The sequence below is a fragment of the Pantoea folii genome, assembly GCF_056678875.1.
Genome location: NZ_JBWXON010000018.1, coordinates 14660 through 31595 on the forward strand (window position 1 = coordinate 14660; position 16936 = coordinate 31595).

At 54.1% G+C, this 16936-nt stretch carries 19 protein-coding genes; 13 read left to right on the forward strand and 6 right to left on the reverse strand.

Going from position 1 to position 16936, the window contains the following annotated elements; all coding sequences use genetic code 11:
* Nucleotides 1-15 precede the first annotated feature (15 nt).
* From rnr to AC1MDE_RS19235, 3 genes are all read left to right on the forward strand, one after another.
* Nucleotides 16-2466, forward strand: coding sequence for a ribonuclease R (rnr, locus tag AC1MDE_RS19225; protein ID WP_479402283.1), 2451 nt, complete (start codon nt 16-18; stop codon nt 2464-2466).
* A 266-nt stretch (nt 2467-2732) separates the two neighbouring features.
* Nucleotides 2733-3467 carry a 23S rRNA (guanosine(2251)-2'-O)-methyltransferase RlmB gene (gene rlmB / locus AC1MDE_RS19230; RefSeq protein ID WP_034829342.1) on the forward strand — a complete coding sequence of 245 codons (735 nt, stop codon included), beginning with the start codon at nt 2733-2735 and terminating at the stop codon, nt 3465-3467.
* Nucleotides 3468-3556: 89 nt separating this feature from the next.
* A complete protein-coding gene (locus AC1MDE_RS19235; protein WP_480344987.1) occupies nt 3557-5185 on the forward strand; it encodes an isovaleryl-CoA dehydrogenase in 1629 nt (542 codons plus the stop codon).
* Here the strand turns inward: AC1MDE_RS19235 and bsmA are convergent.
* Nucleotides 5159-5485 (reverse strand): biofilm peroxide resistance protein BsmA, encoded by a 327-nt coding sequence (gene bsmA / locus AC1MDE_RS19240; RefSeq protein WP_480344988.1) that lies wholly within the window; start codon nt 5483-5485, stop codon nt 5159-5161. The genes AC1MDE_RS19235 and bsmA overlap by 27 nt on opposite strands.
* 55 nt (nt 5486-5540) lie before the next feature.
* Entirely contained in the window at nt 5541-7472 is a 1932-nt protein-coding gene (locus tag AC1MDE_RS19245) for a methyl-accepting chemotaxis protein (protein ID WP_479414302.1), read from the reverse strand.
* A 160-nt stretch (nt 7473-7632) separates the two neighbouring features.
* On the opposite strand from AC1MDE_RS19245, the gene yjfP reads away from it, so the two are divergent.
* On the forward strand, nt 7633-8382 hold the full coding sequence (yjfP, locus tag AC1MDE_RS19250; RefSeq protein ID WP_479399717.1) for an esterase: 750 nt from the start codon (nt 7633-7635) through the stop codon (nt 8380-8382).
* Between the two features lie 47 nt (nt 8383-8429).
* On the opposite strand, the gene AC1MDE_RS19255 is transcribed toward yjfP, so the two are convergent.
* Nucleotides 8430-8642: a hypothetical protein gene (locus tag AC1MDE_RS19255; RefSeq protein ID WP_480344989.1), complete on the reverse strand. Its 213-nt coding sequence runs from the start codon at nt 8640-8642 to the stop codon at nt 8430-8432.
* Nucleotides 8643-9025: 383 nt separating this feature from the next.
* On the opposite strand from AC1MDE_RS19255, the gene rpsF reads away from it, so the two are divergent.
* The 4 genes from rpsF to rplI are packed head-to-tail and all read left to right on the forward strand — an operon-like array spanning nt 9026 to nt 10466.
* Nucleotides 9026-9421 carry a 30S ribosomal protein S6 gene (rpsF, locus tag AC1MDE_RS19260; protein ID WP_034829324.1) on the forward strand — a complete coding sequence of 132 codons (396 nt, stop codon included), beginning with the start codon at nt 9026-9028 and terminating at the stop codon, nt 9419-9421.
* Nucleotides 9422-9427: 6 nt separating this feature from the next.
* Nucleotides 9428-9745, forward strand: a complete 318-nt coding sequence (priB, locus tag AC1MDE_RS19265; protein WP_034829319.1) for a primosomal replication protein N — start codon at nt 9428-9430, stop codon at nt 9743-9745.
* A gap of 4 nt (nt 9746-9749) precedes the next feature.
* A complete protein-coding gene (rpsR, locus tag AC1MDE_RS19270; protein ID WP_002210155.1) occupies nt 9750-9977 on the forward strand; it encodes a 30S ribosomal protein S18 in 228 nt (75 codons plus the stop codon).
* 39 nt (nt 9978-10016) lie between these two features.
* The gene (rplI, locus tag AC1MDE_RS19275; RefSeq protein WP_034829315.1) at nt 10017-10466 is read left to right on the forward strand and encodes a 50S ribosomal protein L9; all 450 of its coding nucleotides are present in this window, start codon (nt 10017-10019) and stop codon (nt 10464-10466) included.
* A 58-nt stretch (nt 10467-10524) separates the two neighbouring features.
* Here rplI and AC1MDE_RS19280 read toward each other — a convergent pair whose 3' ends face one another.
* Nucleotides 10525-11181 (reverse strand): OapA family protein, encoded by a 657-nt coding sequence (locus AC1MDE_RS19280; protein ID WP_153012265.1) that lies wholly within the window; start codon nt 11179-11181, stop codon nt 10525-10527.
* Nucleotides 11182-11395: 214 nt separating this feature from the next.
* On the opposite strand from AC1MDE_RS19280, the gene bamJ reads away from it, so the two are divergent.
* The 3 genes from bamJ (at nt 11396) to AC1MDE_RS19295 (ending at nt 12692) form a co-directional block, all read left to right on the forward strand.
* A complete protein-coding gene (gene bamJ, locus AC1MDE_RS19285; RefSeq protein ID WP_034829310.1) occupies nt 11396-12016 on the forward strand; it encodes a BamJ family beta-barrel-assembly machinery protein in 621 nt (206 codons plus the stop codon).
* A 121-nt stretch (nt 12017-12137) separates the two neighbouring features.
* On the forward strand, nt 12138-12386 hold the full coding sequence (locus AC1MDE_RS19290) for a type II toxin-antitoxin system Phd/YefM family antitoxin (RefSeq protein ID WP_038644444.1): 249 nt from the start codon (nt 12138-12140) through the stop codon (nt 12384-12386).
* Nucleotides 12387-12692 (forward strand): type II toxin-antitoxin system RelE/ParE family toxin, encoded by a 306-nt coding sequence (locus AC1MDE_RS19295; protein ID WP_034829305.1) that lies wholly within the window; start codon nt 12387-12389, stop codon nt 12690-12692.
* Nucleotides 12693-12696: 4 nt separating this feature from the next.
* Here the strand turns inward: AC1MDE_RS19295 and AC1MDE_RS19300 are convergent, their stop codons facing one another.
* Complete coding sequence (locus AC1MDE_RS19300) at nt 12697-14643, reverse strand: bifunctional 2',3'-cyclic-nucleotide 2'-phosphodiesterase/3'-nucleotidase (protein WP_480344990.1); 1947 nt, start codon at nt 14641-14643, stop codon at nt 12697-12699.
* A 293-nt stretch (nt 14644-14936) separates the two neighbouring features.
* On the opposite strand from AC1MDE_RS19300, the gene cysQ reads away from it, so the two are divergent.
* Nucleotides 14937-15683: a 3'(2'),5'-bisphosphate nucleotidase CysQ gene (gene cysQ / locus AC1MDE_RS19305; RefSeq protein WP_034829301.1), complete on the forward strand. Its 747-nt coding sequence runs from the start codon at nt 14937-14939 to the stop codon at nt 15681-15683.
* Nucleotides 15684-15794: 111 nt separating this feature from the next.
* Here the strand turns inward: cysQ and AC1MDE_RS19310 are convergent, their stop codons facing one another.
* Entirely contained in the window at nt 15795-16349 is a 555-nt protein-coding gene (locus tag AC1MDE_RS19310; protein WP_479414304.1) for a YtfJ family protein, read from the reverse strand.
* A gap of 313 nt (nt 16350-16662) precedes the next feature.
* On the opposite strand from AC1MDE_RS19310, the gene AC1MDE_RS19315 reads away from it, so the two are divergent.
* Complete coding sequence (locus AC1MDE_RS19315) at nt 16663-16869, forward strand: DUF1107 domain-containing protein (protein ID WP_031280153.1); 207 nt, start codon at nt 16663-16665, stop codon at nt 16867-16869.
* Nucleotides 16870-16936 lie beyond the last annotated feature (67 nt).

The window sequence follows — 16936 nt, forward strand, 5'->3', positions numbered from 1 at the left end:
ATCGGAGGAACCGTAATGTCAAAAGATCCTTACCAGGATAGAGAAGCAGAAAAGTACGACAACCCCATTCCAAGCCGCGAATTTATTCTGGCGCTGTTAGAAAAGCGTGAGAAACCCATCAATCGTGATGAAATTGCCCAGGAATTGAATATCACCAGCGAAGAGCAGCTTGAAGCGCTGCGCCGTCGTCTGCGCGCCATGGAGCGTGACGGTCAGCTGGTGTTTACTCGTCGTCAATGTTACGCCCTGCCAGAACGCCTCGACTTACTGCGCGGTAAAGTGATTGGTCACCGTGATGGCTATGGCTTCCTGCGCGTCGAAGGCCAGAAAGATGATTTCTATCTGTCTGCTGAGCAGATGAAATTCTGCCTGCACGGTGATGTGATTCTGGCACAGCCGGGTAGTGCAGACCGTAAAGGTCGCCGTGAAGCGCGCGTGGTGCGCGTGCTGGAACCACGCAACAGCCAGATTGTTGGCCGTTACTTTACCGATGCCGGCACCGGTTTTGTGGTGCCGGATGACAGCCGCCTGAGCTTCGACATCCTGATTCCGCAGGAAGAAACCCAGGGCGCGCGCATGGGCTCGGTGGTGGTTGTAGAGATCGTCCAGCGCTCAACCCGTCGCACCAAAGCCATTGGTAAGGTCACCGAGATTCTCGGCGATAACATGGGCACCGGTCTTGCCGTCGATATGGCGCTGCGCACCCACGAGATCCCACATACCTGGCCGGAAGAAGTTGAGAAAGAGATTTCGAAACTGAAAGAGCAGGTGCCAGAGGAGGCAAAAAAAGGGCGCGTCGATCTGCGTGAATTACCGCTCGTTACCATTGATGGTGAAGATGCGCGTGACTTTGACGATGCCGTCTACTGTGAGAAAAAGCGCGGTGGTGGCTGGCGTCTATGGGTGGCGATTGCTGACGTCAGTTATTACGTGCGCCCAGGCACAGCGTTAGATAACGAAGCGCATCAACGCGGCACCTCGGTCTACTTCCCATCGCAAGTGGTGCCGATGCTGCCGGAGATCCTCTCCAACGGACTGTGCTCGCTGAATCCACAGGTTGATCGCCTCTGCATGGTATGCGAGATGACCATCTCTTCCAGCGGCAAACTCACTGGCTATAAGCACTACGAGGCTGTGATGAACTCCCATGCGCGTCTGACCTACACCAAGGTGTGGAACATTCTGCAGGGGGATACCGAGCTGCGTGAGCAGTATGCAGCACAGGTTAAACACCTTGAAGAGCTGCATCACATGTATCAGGAGCTGGAAATCGCACGTGAGCAGCGTGGCGGCATCTCCTTCGAAACGGAAGAGGCCAAATTTATCTTCAATGCGGAGCGTCGTATTGATCGCGTTGAACGTACCGTGCGTAACGATGCGCACAAGCTGATCGAAGAGTGCATGATTCTCGCCAACATCGCCTCGGCGCGTTATGTTGAGAAGCATCAGGAACCGTCACTGTTCCGCGATCATGATCGTCCAACCGAAGATAGCATCAAAAGCTTCCGCACCGTATTGAACGAGCTGGGCTTGAGCCTGCCAGGTGGCGCGAAACCGCAGCCTGTCGACTATGCCGAATTGCTCAAGCAAGTAGCCGATCGCCCCGATGCAGAAATGCTGCAAACCATGTTGCTGCGCTCAATGAAGCAAGCGGTGTACGATCCTGAAAACCGTGGTCACTTTGGCCTGGCGTTGCAGTCCTATGCGCACTTCACCTCACCGATTCGCCGCTACCCTGATCTGCTGCTGCACCGCGCGATCAAATACCTGCTGGCGAAAGAGCAGGGCACGCTGAAAGGTAACACCACGCCAAACGGCGGCTATCACTACGATATGCAGCAGATGTTGCAGCTCGGTCAGCACTGTTCGATGACCGAACGCCGTGCTGATGAAGCCACGCGTGATGTCGCGGACTGGCTGAAATGTGACTTTATGCAGGATCAGGTTGGCAACGTGTTTAGCGGCGTAATCTCCAGCGTGACCGGTTTTGGCTTCTTTGTGCGTCTCAACGATCTGTTTATCGATGGCCTGGTGCACGTCTCTTCGCTGGACAACGATTACTACCGTTTCGATCCGATTGGTCAGCGTCTGATTGGCGAATCTGGTGGCCGTACTTATCGTTTAGGCGATACGGTGGAAGTGCGTGTGGAAGCGGTGCACATGGATGAGCGCAAAATCGACTTTGCGCTCATCTCCAGCAAGCGCGTACCGCGCGGCGAGGGTAAAACCGAGCGCGAACGTGAGAAGCGCGGCGGCAAGCCGCCCGCAAGACGTCGTCGTGATGCGGGTAAAAAGGGCACCTTCGAGCCAGATTCAGCGTTCCGCAGCGAGAAGAAGCAGCATGCGCCTGCTGAAAAATCGGCAAAAACTGATAAAAAAGGCAAAAAAGTCTCTGAGAAAACCCGTAAAATCGCCGCCGCCACCAAGGCCAAGCGCGGGTCGAAGAAGAAACCGAACGAAGCTTGAGGGTTGGCTCGCGAAGCCTGAAGACCTGATCGCACTTTGAAGCTGGGGTCGCCTTAAACGGCGCCCCAAAGTTAGGCCAGCGTGCTGTGATGGCGCCCGCGCGACAGATAATGGATAAGTGCGTAGTGATGGCGATTTTAAGTTAGTTCAGCGTGTTGTGACGACGAGCGTACGTTAAATCAGCGCGTTTTGTAGGGTGCGCAGTTATGTGCACCGAAATTAATACTCAAATTTTCAAATCGATACATCCAACCTTGAGCAAACAAATGAGTGAAATAATTTTTGGTATTCATGCCGTGCAGGCGCTGCTGGAACGTGATCCTCAGCGTTTCCAGGAAGTCTTTATTCTCAAAGGCCGTGACGATCGTCGCCTGCAGCCGCTGATTGCCGCACTGGAAGCTCAGGGAATTGTGGTTCAGGTGGCTAACCGCCAATGGCTCGACAGCCAGGTGGAAGGCGGTGTGCATCAAGGCATCGTGGCACGCGTCAAACAGGGTAAAAACTATCAGGAAGGCGATCTGCCGGATCTGCTGCAAAGCCTGGAAAAACCGTTTCTACTGGTACTGGATGGCGTTACCGATCCGCATAATCTCGGTGCCTGCCTGCGTAGCGCCGATGCTGCGGGCGTGCATGCCGTCATCGTGCCGAAAGATCGTGCCGCCCCGCTGAATGCCACGGCGAAAAAAGTCGCCAGTGGTGCAGCAGAGAACGTGCCATTGATTCGCGTCACCAACCTGGCACGTACCCTGCGTTTACTGCAGGAGTACAACATCTGGGTGGTTGGCACCGCAGGTGAAGCCGATCACACCGTGTACCAGAGCAAAATGACTGGCCCGATGGCGTTGGTGATGGGTGCGGAAGGCGAAGGCATGCGTCGTCTGACCCGTGAACACTGTGATGAGCTGATCAGCATCCCAATGGCTGGCAGCGTCTCTTCACTGAACGTCTCTGTCGCCACCGGCGTCTGCCTGTTCGAAGCGGTACGTCAGCGTTTGGCGTGATCCCTTCCGCAAAAGTGTTTCTGAGCCAGGCATAACTGCACATCCCCCTCATACTTGAACCATGCGTTTTATGAGGGAGATGCCACATTATGACCTGGACAACCCACAGCGTTTTCAATCAGCCCCATCCTCTCAGTAACAGCAATTTATTCACCCGCGATATCGCTTTGTGCGAGGCCGTGGCACGTGAGGGTGCTGGCTGGGACCGCGAATGGCTGGCCTCTGTCGGATTGCAACTGGGCAGCGCCGAATCGCTGGAGTTAGGCCGGCTGGCGAATACCCAACCGCCGGAACTGCAGCGCTACGACGCACGCGGTGAGCGGCTGGACGAGGTGCGCTTTCACCCGGCCTGGCATCTGCTAATGCAGGGATTATGTGCCAGCCGCCTGCACAACCTCAGCTGGCAGCCCGATGTGCAGCCCAATGCGATGGTGGCGCGTGCAGCGCGATTTATGCTGCATGCTCAGGTCGAAGCGGGTTCGCTCTGTCCGGTGACCATGACTCACGCCGCCATTCCGCTACTGCAAAATCATCTGCCGGAAGCCTACGCGGATTGGCGCGAGGCGCTGCTGAGCGATCGCTACGATGCGCATCACCAGCCGGGCAACAAAAAGCGCGGCCTGTTGATTGGCATGGGCATGACCGAGAAGCAGGGAGGAACCGATGTGCTCAGCAACAGCACGCGCTCGGAACCCATTGGGGCACGCGGCACGGGTGAACCGTATAGGATCACCGGTCACAAATGGTTTTTCTCTGTGCCGCAAAGCGATGCGCATCTGATCCTGGCGCAGACTTCGCAAGGGCTGAGCTGTTTCTTTCTGCCGCGTCTGCTGCCTGATGGCACGCGCAATGCGATTCGCATTGAGCGCCTGAAGGATAAGCTCGGCAACCGCTCTAATGCCAGCGCCGAAGTGGAATTTCAGGATGCGATTGGCTGGTTGATGGGCGAAGAGGGCGATGGTGTGCGGCTGATCCTGAAAATGGGCGGCATGACGCGCTTTGATTGCGCCTTGGGCAGCCATGGCTTAATGCGCCGCGCCTTGTCGATTGCCCTGCATCACGCGCAGCAGCGCCAGGTGATGGGCAAAAACCTTAGCGATCAGCCATTAATGCGCACCGTGCTGGCGCAGCAGGCTCTGCAACTGGAAGGGCAAACCGCGCTGCTGATGCGATTAGCGCGCGCATGGTCCACGCCCGCCAGCGAGCACGAGCGTTTGTACGCGCGACTGTTCACCCCCGCCGCCAAGTTTGGCATCTGCAAAGCGGGCATGCCGTTTGTGGCAGAATCGATGGAAGTGCTGGGCGGCATCGGCTACTGCGAAGAAAGTGAACTGCCGCGTCTGTACCGTGAGATGCCGGTTAATAGCATCTGGGAGGGTTCTGGCAACGTGATGTGCCTCGACGTGCTGCGCGTGCTGGGTCGCCAGGCGGACGTCATGACCATGCTCAACGATGAATTTGAAGCGGTAAAAGGCAGCAATCGCCACTTTGATCGTCGCTGGCGCCAGTTAAGGCTGCAGCTCAACCATGTGCGGGAAGGTATGGCACGTGAGGTGACGCAGGAACTGTTACAACTGGCGAGTGCAGCGATTCTGTTGAAAGTGGCAGAACCGCCGCTGGCCGATGGCTGGTGCGATCAACATCTGGATATGCGGGGGCGACGTTCGCTGAGTGACGACCTCTGCACACGCTTACTGTTGCGCGCCAGCGCTGGCTGAAGGCGCACCATAGAGAATCGCAGTACCGTACCAAAAACCGGGCAGCGTGGTTTCATCCAGCATCAGGATTTGATAGTAAACCGCGCCCGCCTGATTCGCGCGTGCGGCCAGTACGCGCTCGGCATCATCCGGTGAACCACGGGTAGAGACCGTAATATTGCCCAGCTTGCGCAAGCCATAGCTTTGCGCGCGGCTGATTTCCTGCGCGTGGCTGGTCGGCGGCGGTGGGGCTTCCGGTGTGGTCTTAAACGCGGCACAACCGGTTAGTAACAGGCTCAACACCAGTAAAAGGCGATGCATAACACGCTCCTGGAAAGGAAGATGGCTCCAGTTTAGGCCATCTTCCTTGTTCACATCAGTCTTTCAGATGAAAAACACTCACCAGCTGCGTCAAATGATGACCTTGCTGGCTTAGCGTCTGCGCGGTGGTTTCCGATTGGGTGATCATATCGCTGCTTTGGTGCGTCGCCTGGCCAATATGATTCATCGCCAGATTAACCTGACCAATGCCCGCTGCCTGCTCTTGTGCGGCGATATTGATCTCGCCCATCAGCGTTTTCACCTGCTCAATATGGCTCACGATATGCTGCATCGCATCGCGCGTTTGCTCGGACAGCGCATGGCCAGCCGCTACTTTATCGATGGAGGTGGCGATCAGATTATCGATCTCTTTAGCCGCATTGGCACTGCGCTGCGCCAGCGCACGCACTTCAGCTGCCACCACGGCAAAGCCTTTGCCGTGCTCACCGGCACGCGCTGCTTCCACCGCCGCGTTAAGTGCCAGAATATTGGTCTGGAAAGCGATCGATTCAATCACATGGGTGATATCGGCGATGCTCTGTGAAGCCACGCGGATCTCCGCCATGGTTGCGACAGAGCGTGCCACCGTACTGCCGCCGTGATCAACGGTGCTGGCCGCTTCACCGACCAGCGCCATCGCCTGACGCACGTTGGCCGCGGTTTGCGCCACGGTTGCGCCAAACTGCTCCATGCTGGCAGAGGTCTCTTCCACGCTACTCGCCTGGCGGCTGATCTGTTCACTGATGCTGGAGCTACTGGCAGCGATGGTGTCAGTGCCACGGCTGATATCGCGTGCCGCATAGCGAACCTGACTCACCACTTTTTCCAGCCCATCGCCGATGCCGTTAATCGCCGCGACCAGTTGGCCGATTTCATCACGGCGGGTGGAATCCAGATGCGCCTGCAAATTACCGGCTGCATATTGCTCCGCCAGATGAATCACCTGCTGCAACGGACGCGTAATGGCGTGGCGGCTATACCAGATAAAGCCCACGGCGAAAGCGATCACCAGTGCAAAGCCAATCACAATAAACAGGTTACGGCTCTGGGTAATCGGGGCCAGCAGGCTGGCGCGACTCACTTCTCCGGCAATAATCCAGTTCCAGCCCGGCAGTTGCTGCCACGCCAATAACTTAGTCTCGCCATCGAGCTCAATACTCATTAACCCTTTTGGCTGAGTTAACAGTTGCTGCTGGACGGTCTGATCCCAACGCGGCAATTTGCCTTCTGATTGACGATCAAACAGATACTGTCCCTGCGTGCTGCCGGTGGCACCGTTTAACACAAAGAAGTTGCCACTGTCGCCGAGATGGCGCGCCAGCACTTTGTCGCGCATCAGGGCGTATTGCGTATCGATCTGTACGCCAACGAACAGAATAGCGATCACCGCGCCGCTCTCATCCTGCACCGGCTGATACTGGGTGATATAACGATGGCCAAACAGCGTGGCCAGTCCGCGATAAACTTCGCCCTGATTGACGCTGCGCCATGCCGCGCTGCTGCGATCTAGTTTGGTGCCAATGGCACGATTGCCATCCTCTTTTTTCAGCGAGGTGGCGATACGGACATAGTCTTCACCGTCACGCACAAAGATGGTCGACACCGCACCGGTGCGATCGAGAAAATCATCCACCGCGACTTGATCGAGGTTGAGGGTTTTCAGCCCGGCGCGCAGCGTAGGCGTGCTGAATTCGCCGACCTGAATGCGATCGTTCTCATCACGACTAAAGCGCTTGGGCAGGAAGCTCTGGAAAAGTTTGGTGTAGTTCGCCACTTCTTCAGACAACGTGGCGTTAAACATGGTGGCCATTTCATTAATGCCCAGCACCTGATTCTGCATATCGTCAGTCGCCAGCTGCTCCAGTTGACGGGCCGCGTTATGACTCAGGGTTAGGGTCAGGGTAAACAGCACAATCGCCACGCTTAAAGACGTCAATACAGACAGTTTAATGCCGAGACCCATGGCGCTGAGAGAGAGACGCTTCATAAAGTACCTATTTCAAGACTATTGGAGGGGTACAAGATCAACGGCAAATGCGGCAAAAGGTTTAGTACAGAAATTATTCTGATTAAATGTGAAGTCGCTCGCGTTTTGCTGCTTAGCGCTTACACTGTGACGGGTGATAATCATTCTCAACGGAGGCGGTATGATTGAGTTGGCGACGGAAAACCTGGCAGGCATTGAGTGTATTCATGCGGCTCCCGCGGGACAGCGGCAGGCACGTTTACCCACCATCCTGTTTTATCACGGTTTTACCTCATCCAAAGAAGTGTACAGCTACTTTGCGGTGGCGCTGGCGCAGGCGGGGTTCCGGGTGGTGATGCCGGATGCCGACATGCATGGCGCGCGCTACAACGGGGATACCGAAGCGCGTATGACGCACTTCTGGGAGATCCTCAAACAGAACATCGACGAAGTGCCGCTGTTAGAAGCGGCGCTGCGTGAGAAAGACTGGATTGCCGATGAGCGCTTCGCAGTGGCTGGTGCTTCGATGGGCGGCATGACGGCGTTGGGCGCGATGGTGCGCTATCCACAGATTCATAGCGTCGCTTGTATGATGGGCTCCGGTTACTTTATGCAGCTCAGTCATACGCTGTTCCCGCCGCTGGTGGCGCGTACGCCAGAGCAAAAAGAGACCTTTGCCGCCCGCCTCGCACCGCTGGCGCCTTACGATCCCAGCCAGCAGCTGGATAAGCTGGCCAATCGCCCGTTGCTGTTATGGCACGGCGAAGCCGATGAAGTGGTGCCCTTTGCTGAAACTGTCCGGCTGGAGAAAGCGCTGCGTGAAGCCGCGTTGAACGAAAAAATGACCTACCTGTCGGAAAAGCAAATTGGCCATAAGATCACGCCGTCAGCCCTTACCGCGCTGGTGAGTTTTTTCAAACATCAGCTATAGAAACAACTCGGGCTGGCAAAGTGAGCCAGCCCGTTACGTCATCCGATTTACAGTTGTGAAGACAGACGATCTGCTGCACTGGTATTCGCACTGACTGGGTTACTGCCAGGCGCATCCAGCCGGTTGACATAGACATAGACATAGCCTGAAGCCGCATTGCTGCTGTTACTTCTCATCTGCTGCGCGTAGTCAGCGGAGCTGGCGAAAGCGGGTGGAGACAGGAAGAGACCCAGTAAAGTGGCGAAAATGATGGTTTTCATATTCGACTCCTCACTCCAGGGATTGCACTCTCAGACGCCGCGAATAAGCCAAACCGTTGCGCCTGTAAATAGTTTAGTTCTTCGCCACATTGATGCCAGATCGCCCTGTTGAACGCCTCCATCAGCAATTTTGAATAAACCCTCGCTAACCTGCTGAATCTTAATCCTTAGCACAAAAGGTGCGCTTAACTGGCATGACCCACGCGATTTGATGAATTGTGCGCTTGAGTTTCCAGGGGGACGCCAGTATGATTACGCGTCAATTTTTCAGCTGCATTCAGAGGTGTGTTTCATTTAAATGATTCACAACCTATAACGTTCCTTGCTTCCATGGGCCGCAGCTGACCCCGACAGGAGGCTGAATAATCCGTAAGGAGCTATCGATGCGTCATTACGAAATCGTATTTATGGTCCATCCTGACCAGAGCGAACAGGTTCCAGGTATGATCGAGCGTTACACTGGTGCTATCACCGGTGCACAGGGCACGATTCACCGTCTGGAAGACTGGGGCCGCCGTCAGCTGGCTTACCCAATCAACAAACTGCACAAAGCTCACTATGTTCTGCTGAACGTAGAAGCACCGCAGGAAGTGATTGACGAGCTGGAAACTAACTTCCGCTTCAACGACGCCGTTATCCGCAGCATGGTTATGCGCGTTAAGCACGCGGTAACTGAAGCATCTCCGATGGTTAAAGCGAAAGATGAGCGTCGTGATCGTCGCGAAGACTTCGCTAACGAATCATCAGATGACTCAGATGCTGGGGATTCTGAAGAGTAATCCGACATGACGGCAAATCGACTGCGCCTGTCAGGCACTGTGTGCAAGACGCCAGTTCGAAAAGTCAGTCCGTCAGGGATTCCTCACTGCCAGTTCGTGCTTGAGCACCGTTCTGTGCAGGAGGAAGCCGGTTTTCACCGGCAAGCCTGGTGTCAGATGCCGGTGATTATCAGCGGCAGCACCCATCAGGTGATTACTCAACATATAACGGTCGGTACGCAACTCGTTCTCGAAGGTTTCATTAGCTGCCATCAGGCACGCAATGGTCAGAGCAGAATGGTGTTACATGCCGAGCAGATTGAATTGATAGATTCTGGAGACTAGCCAAATGGCACGTTATTTCCGTCGTCGCAAATTCTGCCGTTTCACCGCGGAAGGCGTTGTAGAGATTGATTACAAAGATATCGCTACACTGAAAAACTACATTACCGAAAGCGGTAAAATTGTCCCGAGCCGTATCACCGGTACTCGTGCAAAATACCAGCGTCAGCTCGCTCGTTGCATCAAGCGCGCTCGCTACCTGTCCCTGCTGCCATACACTGATCGTCATCAGTAATTGGTAGTTGTCCATTAACGACTTTAAGAGGATAAGGTAATGCAAGTTATTCTGCTTGATAAAGTAGCAAACCTGGGCAGCCTGGGTGATCAGGTTAACGTTAAAGCGGGCTACGCTCGTAACTTCCTGGTTCCACAGGGCAAAGCTGTTCCTGCTACCAAGAAAAACGTTGAGTTCTTCGAAGCGCGTCGCGCTGAACTGGAAGCCAAACTGGCTGACGTTCTGGCTGCTGCTAACGCACGTGCAGAGAAAATCAATGCACTGGGCACCGTTACCATCGCGTCTAAATCAGGCGACGAAGGTAAACTGTTCGGTTCAATCGGTACTCGCGACATCGCTGATGCAGTGACTGCAGCTGGCGTTGAAGTGGCTAAGAGCGAAGTGCGTCTGCCAAACGGCGTTCTGCGTTCTACCGGTGAGCACGAAGTTGACTTCCAGGTTCATAGCGAAGTATTCGCTAAACTGGTTGTGAATGTAGTGGCTGAGTAATTTTTTACTCGGTAACGCGAAAACGCCGGCCATGTGCCGGCGTTTTTGTATCTGCGATTTACTGAGCGCGGATAAAGCTGCCGTCTGGCTGGCGAGTAAATAACACCGGGCCGTTGCTGCCATCCACCGTTAATCCTGTCACCACGCCTTGCGCGTTCTGACGAACCTTCACCTGCTGGCCATTCTTCAATGCGCTAAGCGGCTGATCGTCACCCTCGACGCGTGCCATCGCGAACACATCATTCACCGGCAGATTATTGTCGCGGAACAACTGTGCCAGCGTCTGACCTGATGCCACAGTATAGTTGTGCCACTCACCCTGAGAATCGGTTTTCGGTTGGGTGTTCTGCGGCTGCTTGTTATCGTAAATCTCTGCCTGTAACGGCACCTCTTTGCTGCTGTTATCTGCCGGGCGCTCAATGGGATATTGCGGCGTACTGCTCGGCCAGAGAAACGCTATTAGCAGAACCAGTAAGGCAATCACAATGCCACGGCGATGGAAGGCCGGTAGCGGGTTCATCCAGCGCACATCATCCAGCAGATGCCAGACGCGCAGCAGCACGGCGGGAACGCGGGAAGGGGTATCAGAAGCCATTCGTGAATCCTCCTCGCTGGCGGCCTTGCGCGAAAATTGCGGCAGCCAACGTTGCAACCTCGATAAAGTAAAAGCACGCGGTGCGCGCGTCCTGCGGCGTCGTGGGGCGATCTGGCCCATGTATTCTCTCTTTCTTAGCGCTGTACGACGAAAACGTTGCCACAGCTATAGTATGGGCAATGCGGGCGCGAAGTGCCTGCCAGCATTGAAAAATTTGACCTGCGTATTGTTTCTCTTTCCCTGGTAAATGTCATCTGCGGCGCTGCAGATTTTACGCCAGCCGCCTGCGCTGTTATGCTGCCGTTTCTATTTTCTCCGGGATTAAGGAATCAAGATGACCACCCCTTCATTCGACAGCGTCGAATCACAAGCAAGTTACGGTATCGGTTTACAGGTCGGCCAGCAGCTTCAGGAATCTGGACTGCAGGGCCTGCAGCCAGAAGCACTGCTCGCGGGTCTGCGCGACGCGCTGGAAGGGAACTCACCGGCTGTGCCTGTTGACGTGGTACATCGCGCGCTGCGTGAAGTGCACGAACGTGCAGAAGGCGTGCGTCGTGAGCGTGTGGAAGCGATGGCTGCTGATGGCCATAAATTCCTGGAGCAGAACGCCCAGCGTGAAGGCGTGAGCAGCACGGAATCTGGTTTACAGTTCAGCGTGATCACTCAAGGCGATGGCCCAATCCCATCGCGTCAGGATCGTGTTCGTGTGCACTACACTGGCAAGCTGATCGACGGTACGGTGTTTGATAGCTCAGTGGCACGTGGCGAACCGGCTGAATTCCCGGTAAGCGGCGTGATCGCGGGCTGGATTGAAGCGCTGACCCTGATGCCAGTGGGTTCTAAGTGGGAATTAGTGATTCCACAAAACCTCGCCTACGGCGAACGCGGTGCTGGCGCATCCATCCCGCCATTCAGCACCCTGGTGTTCGAAGTCGAGCTGCTGGAAATTCTGTAAGCATTCAGCAATTCATTAAAACCGGCATAAATGCCGGTTTTATTGTTTGTAAATCTGGCTGATCTTTACCCAATTGACTAATACAATGAGCGAATCGAACGATTTAAGCGGAAGGTGCGAAATGTATTTACTCTCTGCCAACGAAGCTAAAACCCAATTTGGGGATATGCTTCTCAAAGCTCAGCGTGAACCGGTACAAATCAGTCGGAACGGAAAACCTGTCGCTGTTGTCATATCTGCTGAAGAGTTTCAGGCAATTGAACTCATGAAGCAGCAGTTTTTGCAGGAAAAAATTGCCCGAGCCAGGGAAGACGTTGCCAACGGACGACTGACCGACGGTGAAACATTTTTCAATCAATTACTGGATTAAATGGCCAAATTTCAGCTCACGGATGAAGCGCGGCAGGATCTTGTCGATATTCGTCAGTTCACCTTGCAGCACTGGGGCGAAGCGCAGTCTCATCAATACCTGAGACGTTTGCAGCGCACATTGCACACGCTGTCTGAACTACCGACGATGGGGATCAGCAGAGCGTCCGATCTCGCCGAAGGTGTACTCAGTTTTCCCTTTGTGAGTCATATGATTTATTACCAGGCAATCCAACAGGGAATTATTGTGCTCGCGGTGATGCATCAAAGCCGGGTGCCCTCTCTTCATTTGGCAGCCCGGCTATAGCCTGTTACTGCTTCTGCAAATCTACCTGCCAAATCGCAAAGCCGATCTCGTCACTGCCCACAGCTTTCATCGGATAATCAGCGTACTTCTCAATAAACTGCGTGGCTTTCTCGCCCGGTGCGGTTTCAAAACGAATATCCAGCGGTGTATCGCTGCTGATCGGCGCTAAACGCCAGTTATGATCGGCCTGCGGTTTCACTTCGCCGTGTACTTTGGTTTCGCTGCTGATATAAGCCGCGACCACTGAACGGTTCTCATCTGGTGAAGCAAACGCCACGTATTTATCGCCGGTGCCGGCAAACTTCCCGCCGTAAGCACGATAGTTGTTAGTGGCGACGAGGAATACCGCATTAGGGTCGATGGGCTTACCCTGCCATGTCAGATCCTTAATGCGTGAAGCGTCTTTGTTAATCAACGTACATTCGCCGTCATAGCGTGCAGGCTGCGTCACATCGATTTGGTAATCGACGCCATCAATCACGTCGAAGTTGTAGGTGCGGAAATCCCAGTTAATCAGCGCTTGCGGTTTACTGCTGTGCGGATCGATCTGATTAAACTGCGCGGCTGAGCATTCCAGCCACTCTCTCACCTGTGCACCGGTGACTTTCATCACCACCAGGGTATTCGGATAAAGATACAGGTCGGCGGCATTGCGGAAGGTCAGTTCACCTTTCTCTACTTCGGTATAGCTGGCGGGATCGTTTTTACGCCCACCGGCTTTAAACGGTGCGGCAGCCGAAAGCACTGGCAAGCGGCCGAGATCGGGATCGCCCTGAATAAAGTGCTCAACATAGGCGCGCTGGGCATTATTCACGATCTGCACAGTGGGATCGTCCTGCACCAGCGACAGATAGCTGTACATCACATCGGCGGATTTACCGATAGGCTTAGCAACAAACTCACGCGTGGCACGGTGATCCTGCTCCAGCACTTTCACCAGACCGCTGTCTTCTGCGGCCAGTGATTTTTTAGCAACCGGATCGTAAATGGGCCGCGCTTCAGCCTTGCCCTGCATGACCTGCCACTTGCCGCCTTCGTTATTCAGCACCAGATCGACCACGCCGAGGTGATCGCCCCACATGCCGGGCATCACAGAAGGAACACCGTTTAGTGTGCCCTGTGCAATGTCAGCGCCCTGAATGGCCGCGAACTCTTTACTGGGGAACACCGCATGCGCGTGACCAAACATAATGGCGTTAATCCCCGGCACCTGGCTGAGGTAGTAGACCGAATTCTCTGCCATGGCGTGATAGGGCTCACTGCTTAGACCTGAGTGCGGAATGGCGATGATTATTTCAGCACCTTTTGCGCGCATTTCCGGCACATAGCGCTTCGCTGTTTCCGTGATGTCATCAACGCGCACTTTGCCCTGCAGATTGTTGCGATCCCACACCATAATCTGCGGTGGAACGAAGCCGATGTAGCCAATTTTTAAGCGATGCGGGTTACCGCTGCGGTCGGTAACGGTGGTTTCCTGGATGAGATAGGGGTTAAACAGCGGTTTTCCGCTTTTTCCATCGATAATATTGGCATTCACATAGGGGAAACGCGCGCCGGCAATCGCTTTTTGCAGATAGGGTAAGCCGTAATTGAATTCGTGATTGCCTAAGTTGCCCACCGCGTAATCCAGCATGTTCATCGCTTTATATACTGGGTGCACATCGCCTTTTTTCAGCCCCTTAGCCGCCATGTAATCGCCTAACGGACTGCCCTGAATGATGTCGCCGTTATCGACCAGCACACTGTTTTTTGCTTCTGCGCGTGCCTGTTGAATCAGCGTGGCGGTGCGTACCAGACCAAATTTCTCAGTTGGTGTGTCTTTGTAGTAATCGAAATCCATCATATTACTGTGCAGATCGGTGGTTTCCAGAATGCGCAGATCCACTGTAGCGGCTTGCACCGTCGCCGCCGTCACACACAGCGCCAGTAACGACATGCTCGCTTTGAACATGATTTGCTCCTTGTCTGATCTAATGGGCCTCTCAAAATAATGTAAAACAATTACGAATTATCATTTCAATTTGTGATGTGTCTCAGACTTTCACGCATCAGCAGGCTTCGCTGTCCGCTAGAAAGGGAATCAGCATCGCGCCATAGCCGTCATCTATGAACTATGGTATTGATAATCATATAGATTGCCGTTTCAGACAGTTCAGCCGCAAAGCATGGGAACACAACTGCTAAAATGTGTAGAGGTGAGCTGTTGATGTCTGACAGGCAGAATCAGCGGAAAAGAGGTGAAGAATGTTAGATAAAATTAGCCAACTGGCGCGTGAAGCAGGCGATGCTATTATGCATGTCTATGCGGGTGAGCAGCCGATGGATGTGACGCGCAAGTCAGATGATTCCCCGGTCACGGCTGCCGATCTCGCGGCGCACAAAGTCATCGTTGAAGGGTTGGCCGCGCTATCTCCAGACGTGCCGGTGTTATCAGAGGAAGATCCGCCGAGCTGGGCGGTGCGTCAGAACTGGAAAAAATATTGGCTGGTTGATCCGCTGGATGGCACCAAAGAGTTCATCAAGCGCAACGGTGAATTCACCGTCAATATTGCCCTGATTGAAAACGGCAAGCCGGTGTTAGGTGTGGTCTATGCGCCCGCGTTGGGTGTGATGTATTCGGCAGCAGAAGGCAAAGCCTGGAAAGAAGAGGGCGGCCATAAGACGCAAATTCAGGTGCGCGAGGCGCGTCCACTGCTGGTGGTTGTCAGCCGCTCGCATGCGGATAAAGATGAAGAGCTGAAAGAGTATCTGACACAGTTAGGCGAACATCAAACCACGGCAATTGGCTCTTCATTGAAATTCTGTCTGGTGGCGGAAGGTAAAGCGCAGCTCTATCCACGTTTCGGGCCAACCAACATTTGGGATACCGGAGCAGGTCACGCGGTGGCGATTGCGGCGGGAGCCCACGTGCATGACTGGCAGGGCAAAACCCTCGACTACACACCGCGCGAATCCTTCCTGAATCCGGGTTTCCGCGTCTCGCTTTTTTAGTTCCTGACGCGCACCTTGCGAAAGCAGCCTGTGTTTTCGCTATTCATACCGGGATGAATACAGAAGACAGGCTGGGCAACACAGGGTCGCCATTAATGGCGACCTCCGTTTTTACTGCAACAGCTCACGGATGAGTTTCATCGCCTGCTGCACTTCATCCTGCGTAAGTGCACCCTCTTTGGCATATCGCACATGCCCGGTCTTATCCAGCACCACAATTGCCGAACCCCCTTTCTCCAACTGCCAGATCTTACGCACGTTGCCATTGCTGTCGACAATGAACTGCGACCACGGATATTGCTGCTTGTTGCTCTCAATACTGCTGCGCACAAACATCCCCGTGCCGGGAATCGCATCGTCGGTGTTCACAATGGTGGTAGTCTGGTAGCGGTCATGCGGGAATTTCGCCGCTTTGATCGCTTCAATCAGCGCGGCATTCTGTTCTTTGGCCGAAGAACGCCCGGCAATATGTAAGATGACACGCACTTTTCCACTCAGCTGCGCGCTATTCCACGGTTGGTAGCTAAACTTATCTTGTTGATAAAGCAGTTCGCCTCTGTCGCTCACGCCCACTGGCGGAACACGATCGCCGATCTCAAAAGCATGGGCTGAGACAAGGCTGGGAACCAGCAGTGCCAGGGCTAACACAGAGTGTGCCAAACGCATGGTGATACTCCTTAGTGATCCGACCAGTTATTCATGTTTTTGCAATATTAGGTGTGGATGATGCGCCTGTCGCGATGAGTTAACAGCTTTGCAACCCACGCCACAATTCCTTAATGAGTGAAGGTTTATACTGGGTTTTGTGAACGGCATAACAGAGTGTTCTGTAATAATGTGTCAATTCAGTAAAAAATTCACCTTTTCGGAACATACGTAACGATTGGTGTTCTATAGTAATGCCTCATTTGCGCTTCATGGGTTCGTACCGGATTTGGCAACGACGAAGCGTAGTACATCTGTTCAGGAGTTAGACAGTATGAAAATCTTCCAGCGCTATAATCCGCTGCAAATTGCGAAATACGTAAAAACGCTTTTTAAAGGAAGGTTGTATATCAAGGATGTTGGCGCGTTTGAGTTCGATAAAGGCAAAGTGATGTTGCCCCGCGTCAAAGATAAACAGCACCTTAGCGTGATGTCCGAGATCAACCGCCAGGTCCTGCGTTTGCAAGCCGAGTACAACTAAGCAGTAAAAAGAAAGGGCGCCATATAATCAGGCGCCCTCAGTAGCGGCGCGAGAAATCGCGCCTTGT

Excerpts from the sequence above, each read along its gene's own strand:
- AC1MDE_RS19290 (WP_038644444.1), top strand. The coding sequence starts at position 12,138 with ATGTATTTACTCTCTGCCAACGAAGCTAAAACCCAATTTGGGGATATG.
- yjfP (WP_479399717.1), top strand. The coding sequence starts at position 7,633 with ATGATTGAGTTGGCGACGGAAAACCTGGCAGGCATTGAGTGTATTCAT.
- AC1MDE_RS19310 (WP_479414304.1), bottom strand. The coding sequence starts at position 16,349 with ATGCGTTTGGCACACTCTGTGTTAGCCCTGGCACTGCTGGTTCCCAGC.
- rplI (WP_034829315.1), top strand. The coding sequence starts at position 10,017 with ATGCAAGTTATTCTGCTTGATAAAGTAGCAAACCTGGGCAGCCTGGGT.
- AC1MDE_RS19235 (WP_480344987.1), top strand. The coding sequence starts at position 3,557 with ATGACCTGGACAACCCACAGCGTTTTCAATCAGCCCCATCCTCTCAGT.
- rlmB (WP_034829342.1), top strand. The coding sequence starts at position 2,733 with ATGAGTGAAATAATTTTTGGTATTCATGCCGTGCAGGCGCTGCTGGAA.
- bsmA (WP_480344988.1), bottom strand. The coding sequence starts at position 5,485 with ATGCATCGCCTTTTACTGGTGTTGAGCCTGTTACTAACCGGTTGTGCC.
- cysQ (WP_034829301.1), top strand. The coding sequence starts at position 14,937 with ATGTTAGATAAAATTAGCCAACTGGCGCGTGAAGCAGGCGATGCTATT.
- rpsR (WP_002210155.1), top strand. The coding sequence starts at position 9,750 with ATGGCACGTTATTTCCGTCGTCGCAAATTCTGCCGTTTCACCGCGGAA.
- AC1MDE_RS19315 (WP_031280153.1), top strand. The coding sequence starts at position 16,663 with ATGAAAATCTTCCAGCGCTATAATCCGCTGCAAATTGCGAAATACGTA.
- AC1MDE_RS19255 (WP_480344989.1), bottom strand. The coding sequence starts at position 8,642 with ATGAAAACCATCATTTTCGCCACTTTACTGGGTCTCTTCCTGTCTCCA.
- rpsF (WP_034829324.1), top strand. The coding sequence starts at position 9,026 with ATGCGTCATTACGAAATCGTATTTATGGTCCATCCTGACCAGAGCGAA.
- rnr (WP_479402283.1), top strand. The coding sequence starts at position 16 with ATGTCAAAAGATCCTTACCAGGATAGAGAAGCAGAAAAGTACGACAAC.
- AC1MDE_RS19295 (WP_034829305.1), top strand. The coding sequence starts at position 12,387 with ATGGCCAAATTTCAGCTCACGGATGAAGCGCGGCAGGATCTTGTCGAT.
- AC1MDE_RS19300 (WP_480344990.1), bottom strand. The coding sequence starts at position 14,643 with ATGTTCAAAGCGAGCATGTCGTTACTGGCGCTGTGTGTGACGGCGGCG.
- priB (WP_034829319.1), top strand. The coding sequence starts at position 9,428 with ATGACGGCAAATCGACTGCGCCTGTCAGGCACTGTGTGCAAGACGCCA.
- AC1MDE_RS19245 (WP_479414302.1), bottom strand. The coding sequence starts at position 7,472 with ATGAAGCGTCTCTCTCTCAGCGCCATGGGTCTCGGCATTAAACTGTCT.
- AC1MDE_RS19280 (WP_153012265.1), bottom strand. The coding sequence starts at position 11,181 with ATGGGCCAGATCGCCCCACGACGCCGCAGGACGCGCGCACCGCGTGCT.
- bamJ (WP_034829310.1), top strand. The coding sequence starts at position 11,396 with ATGACCACCCCTTCATTCGACAGCGTCGAATCACAAGCAAGTTACGGT.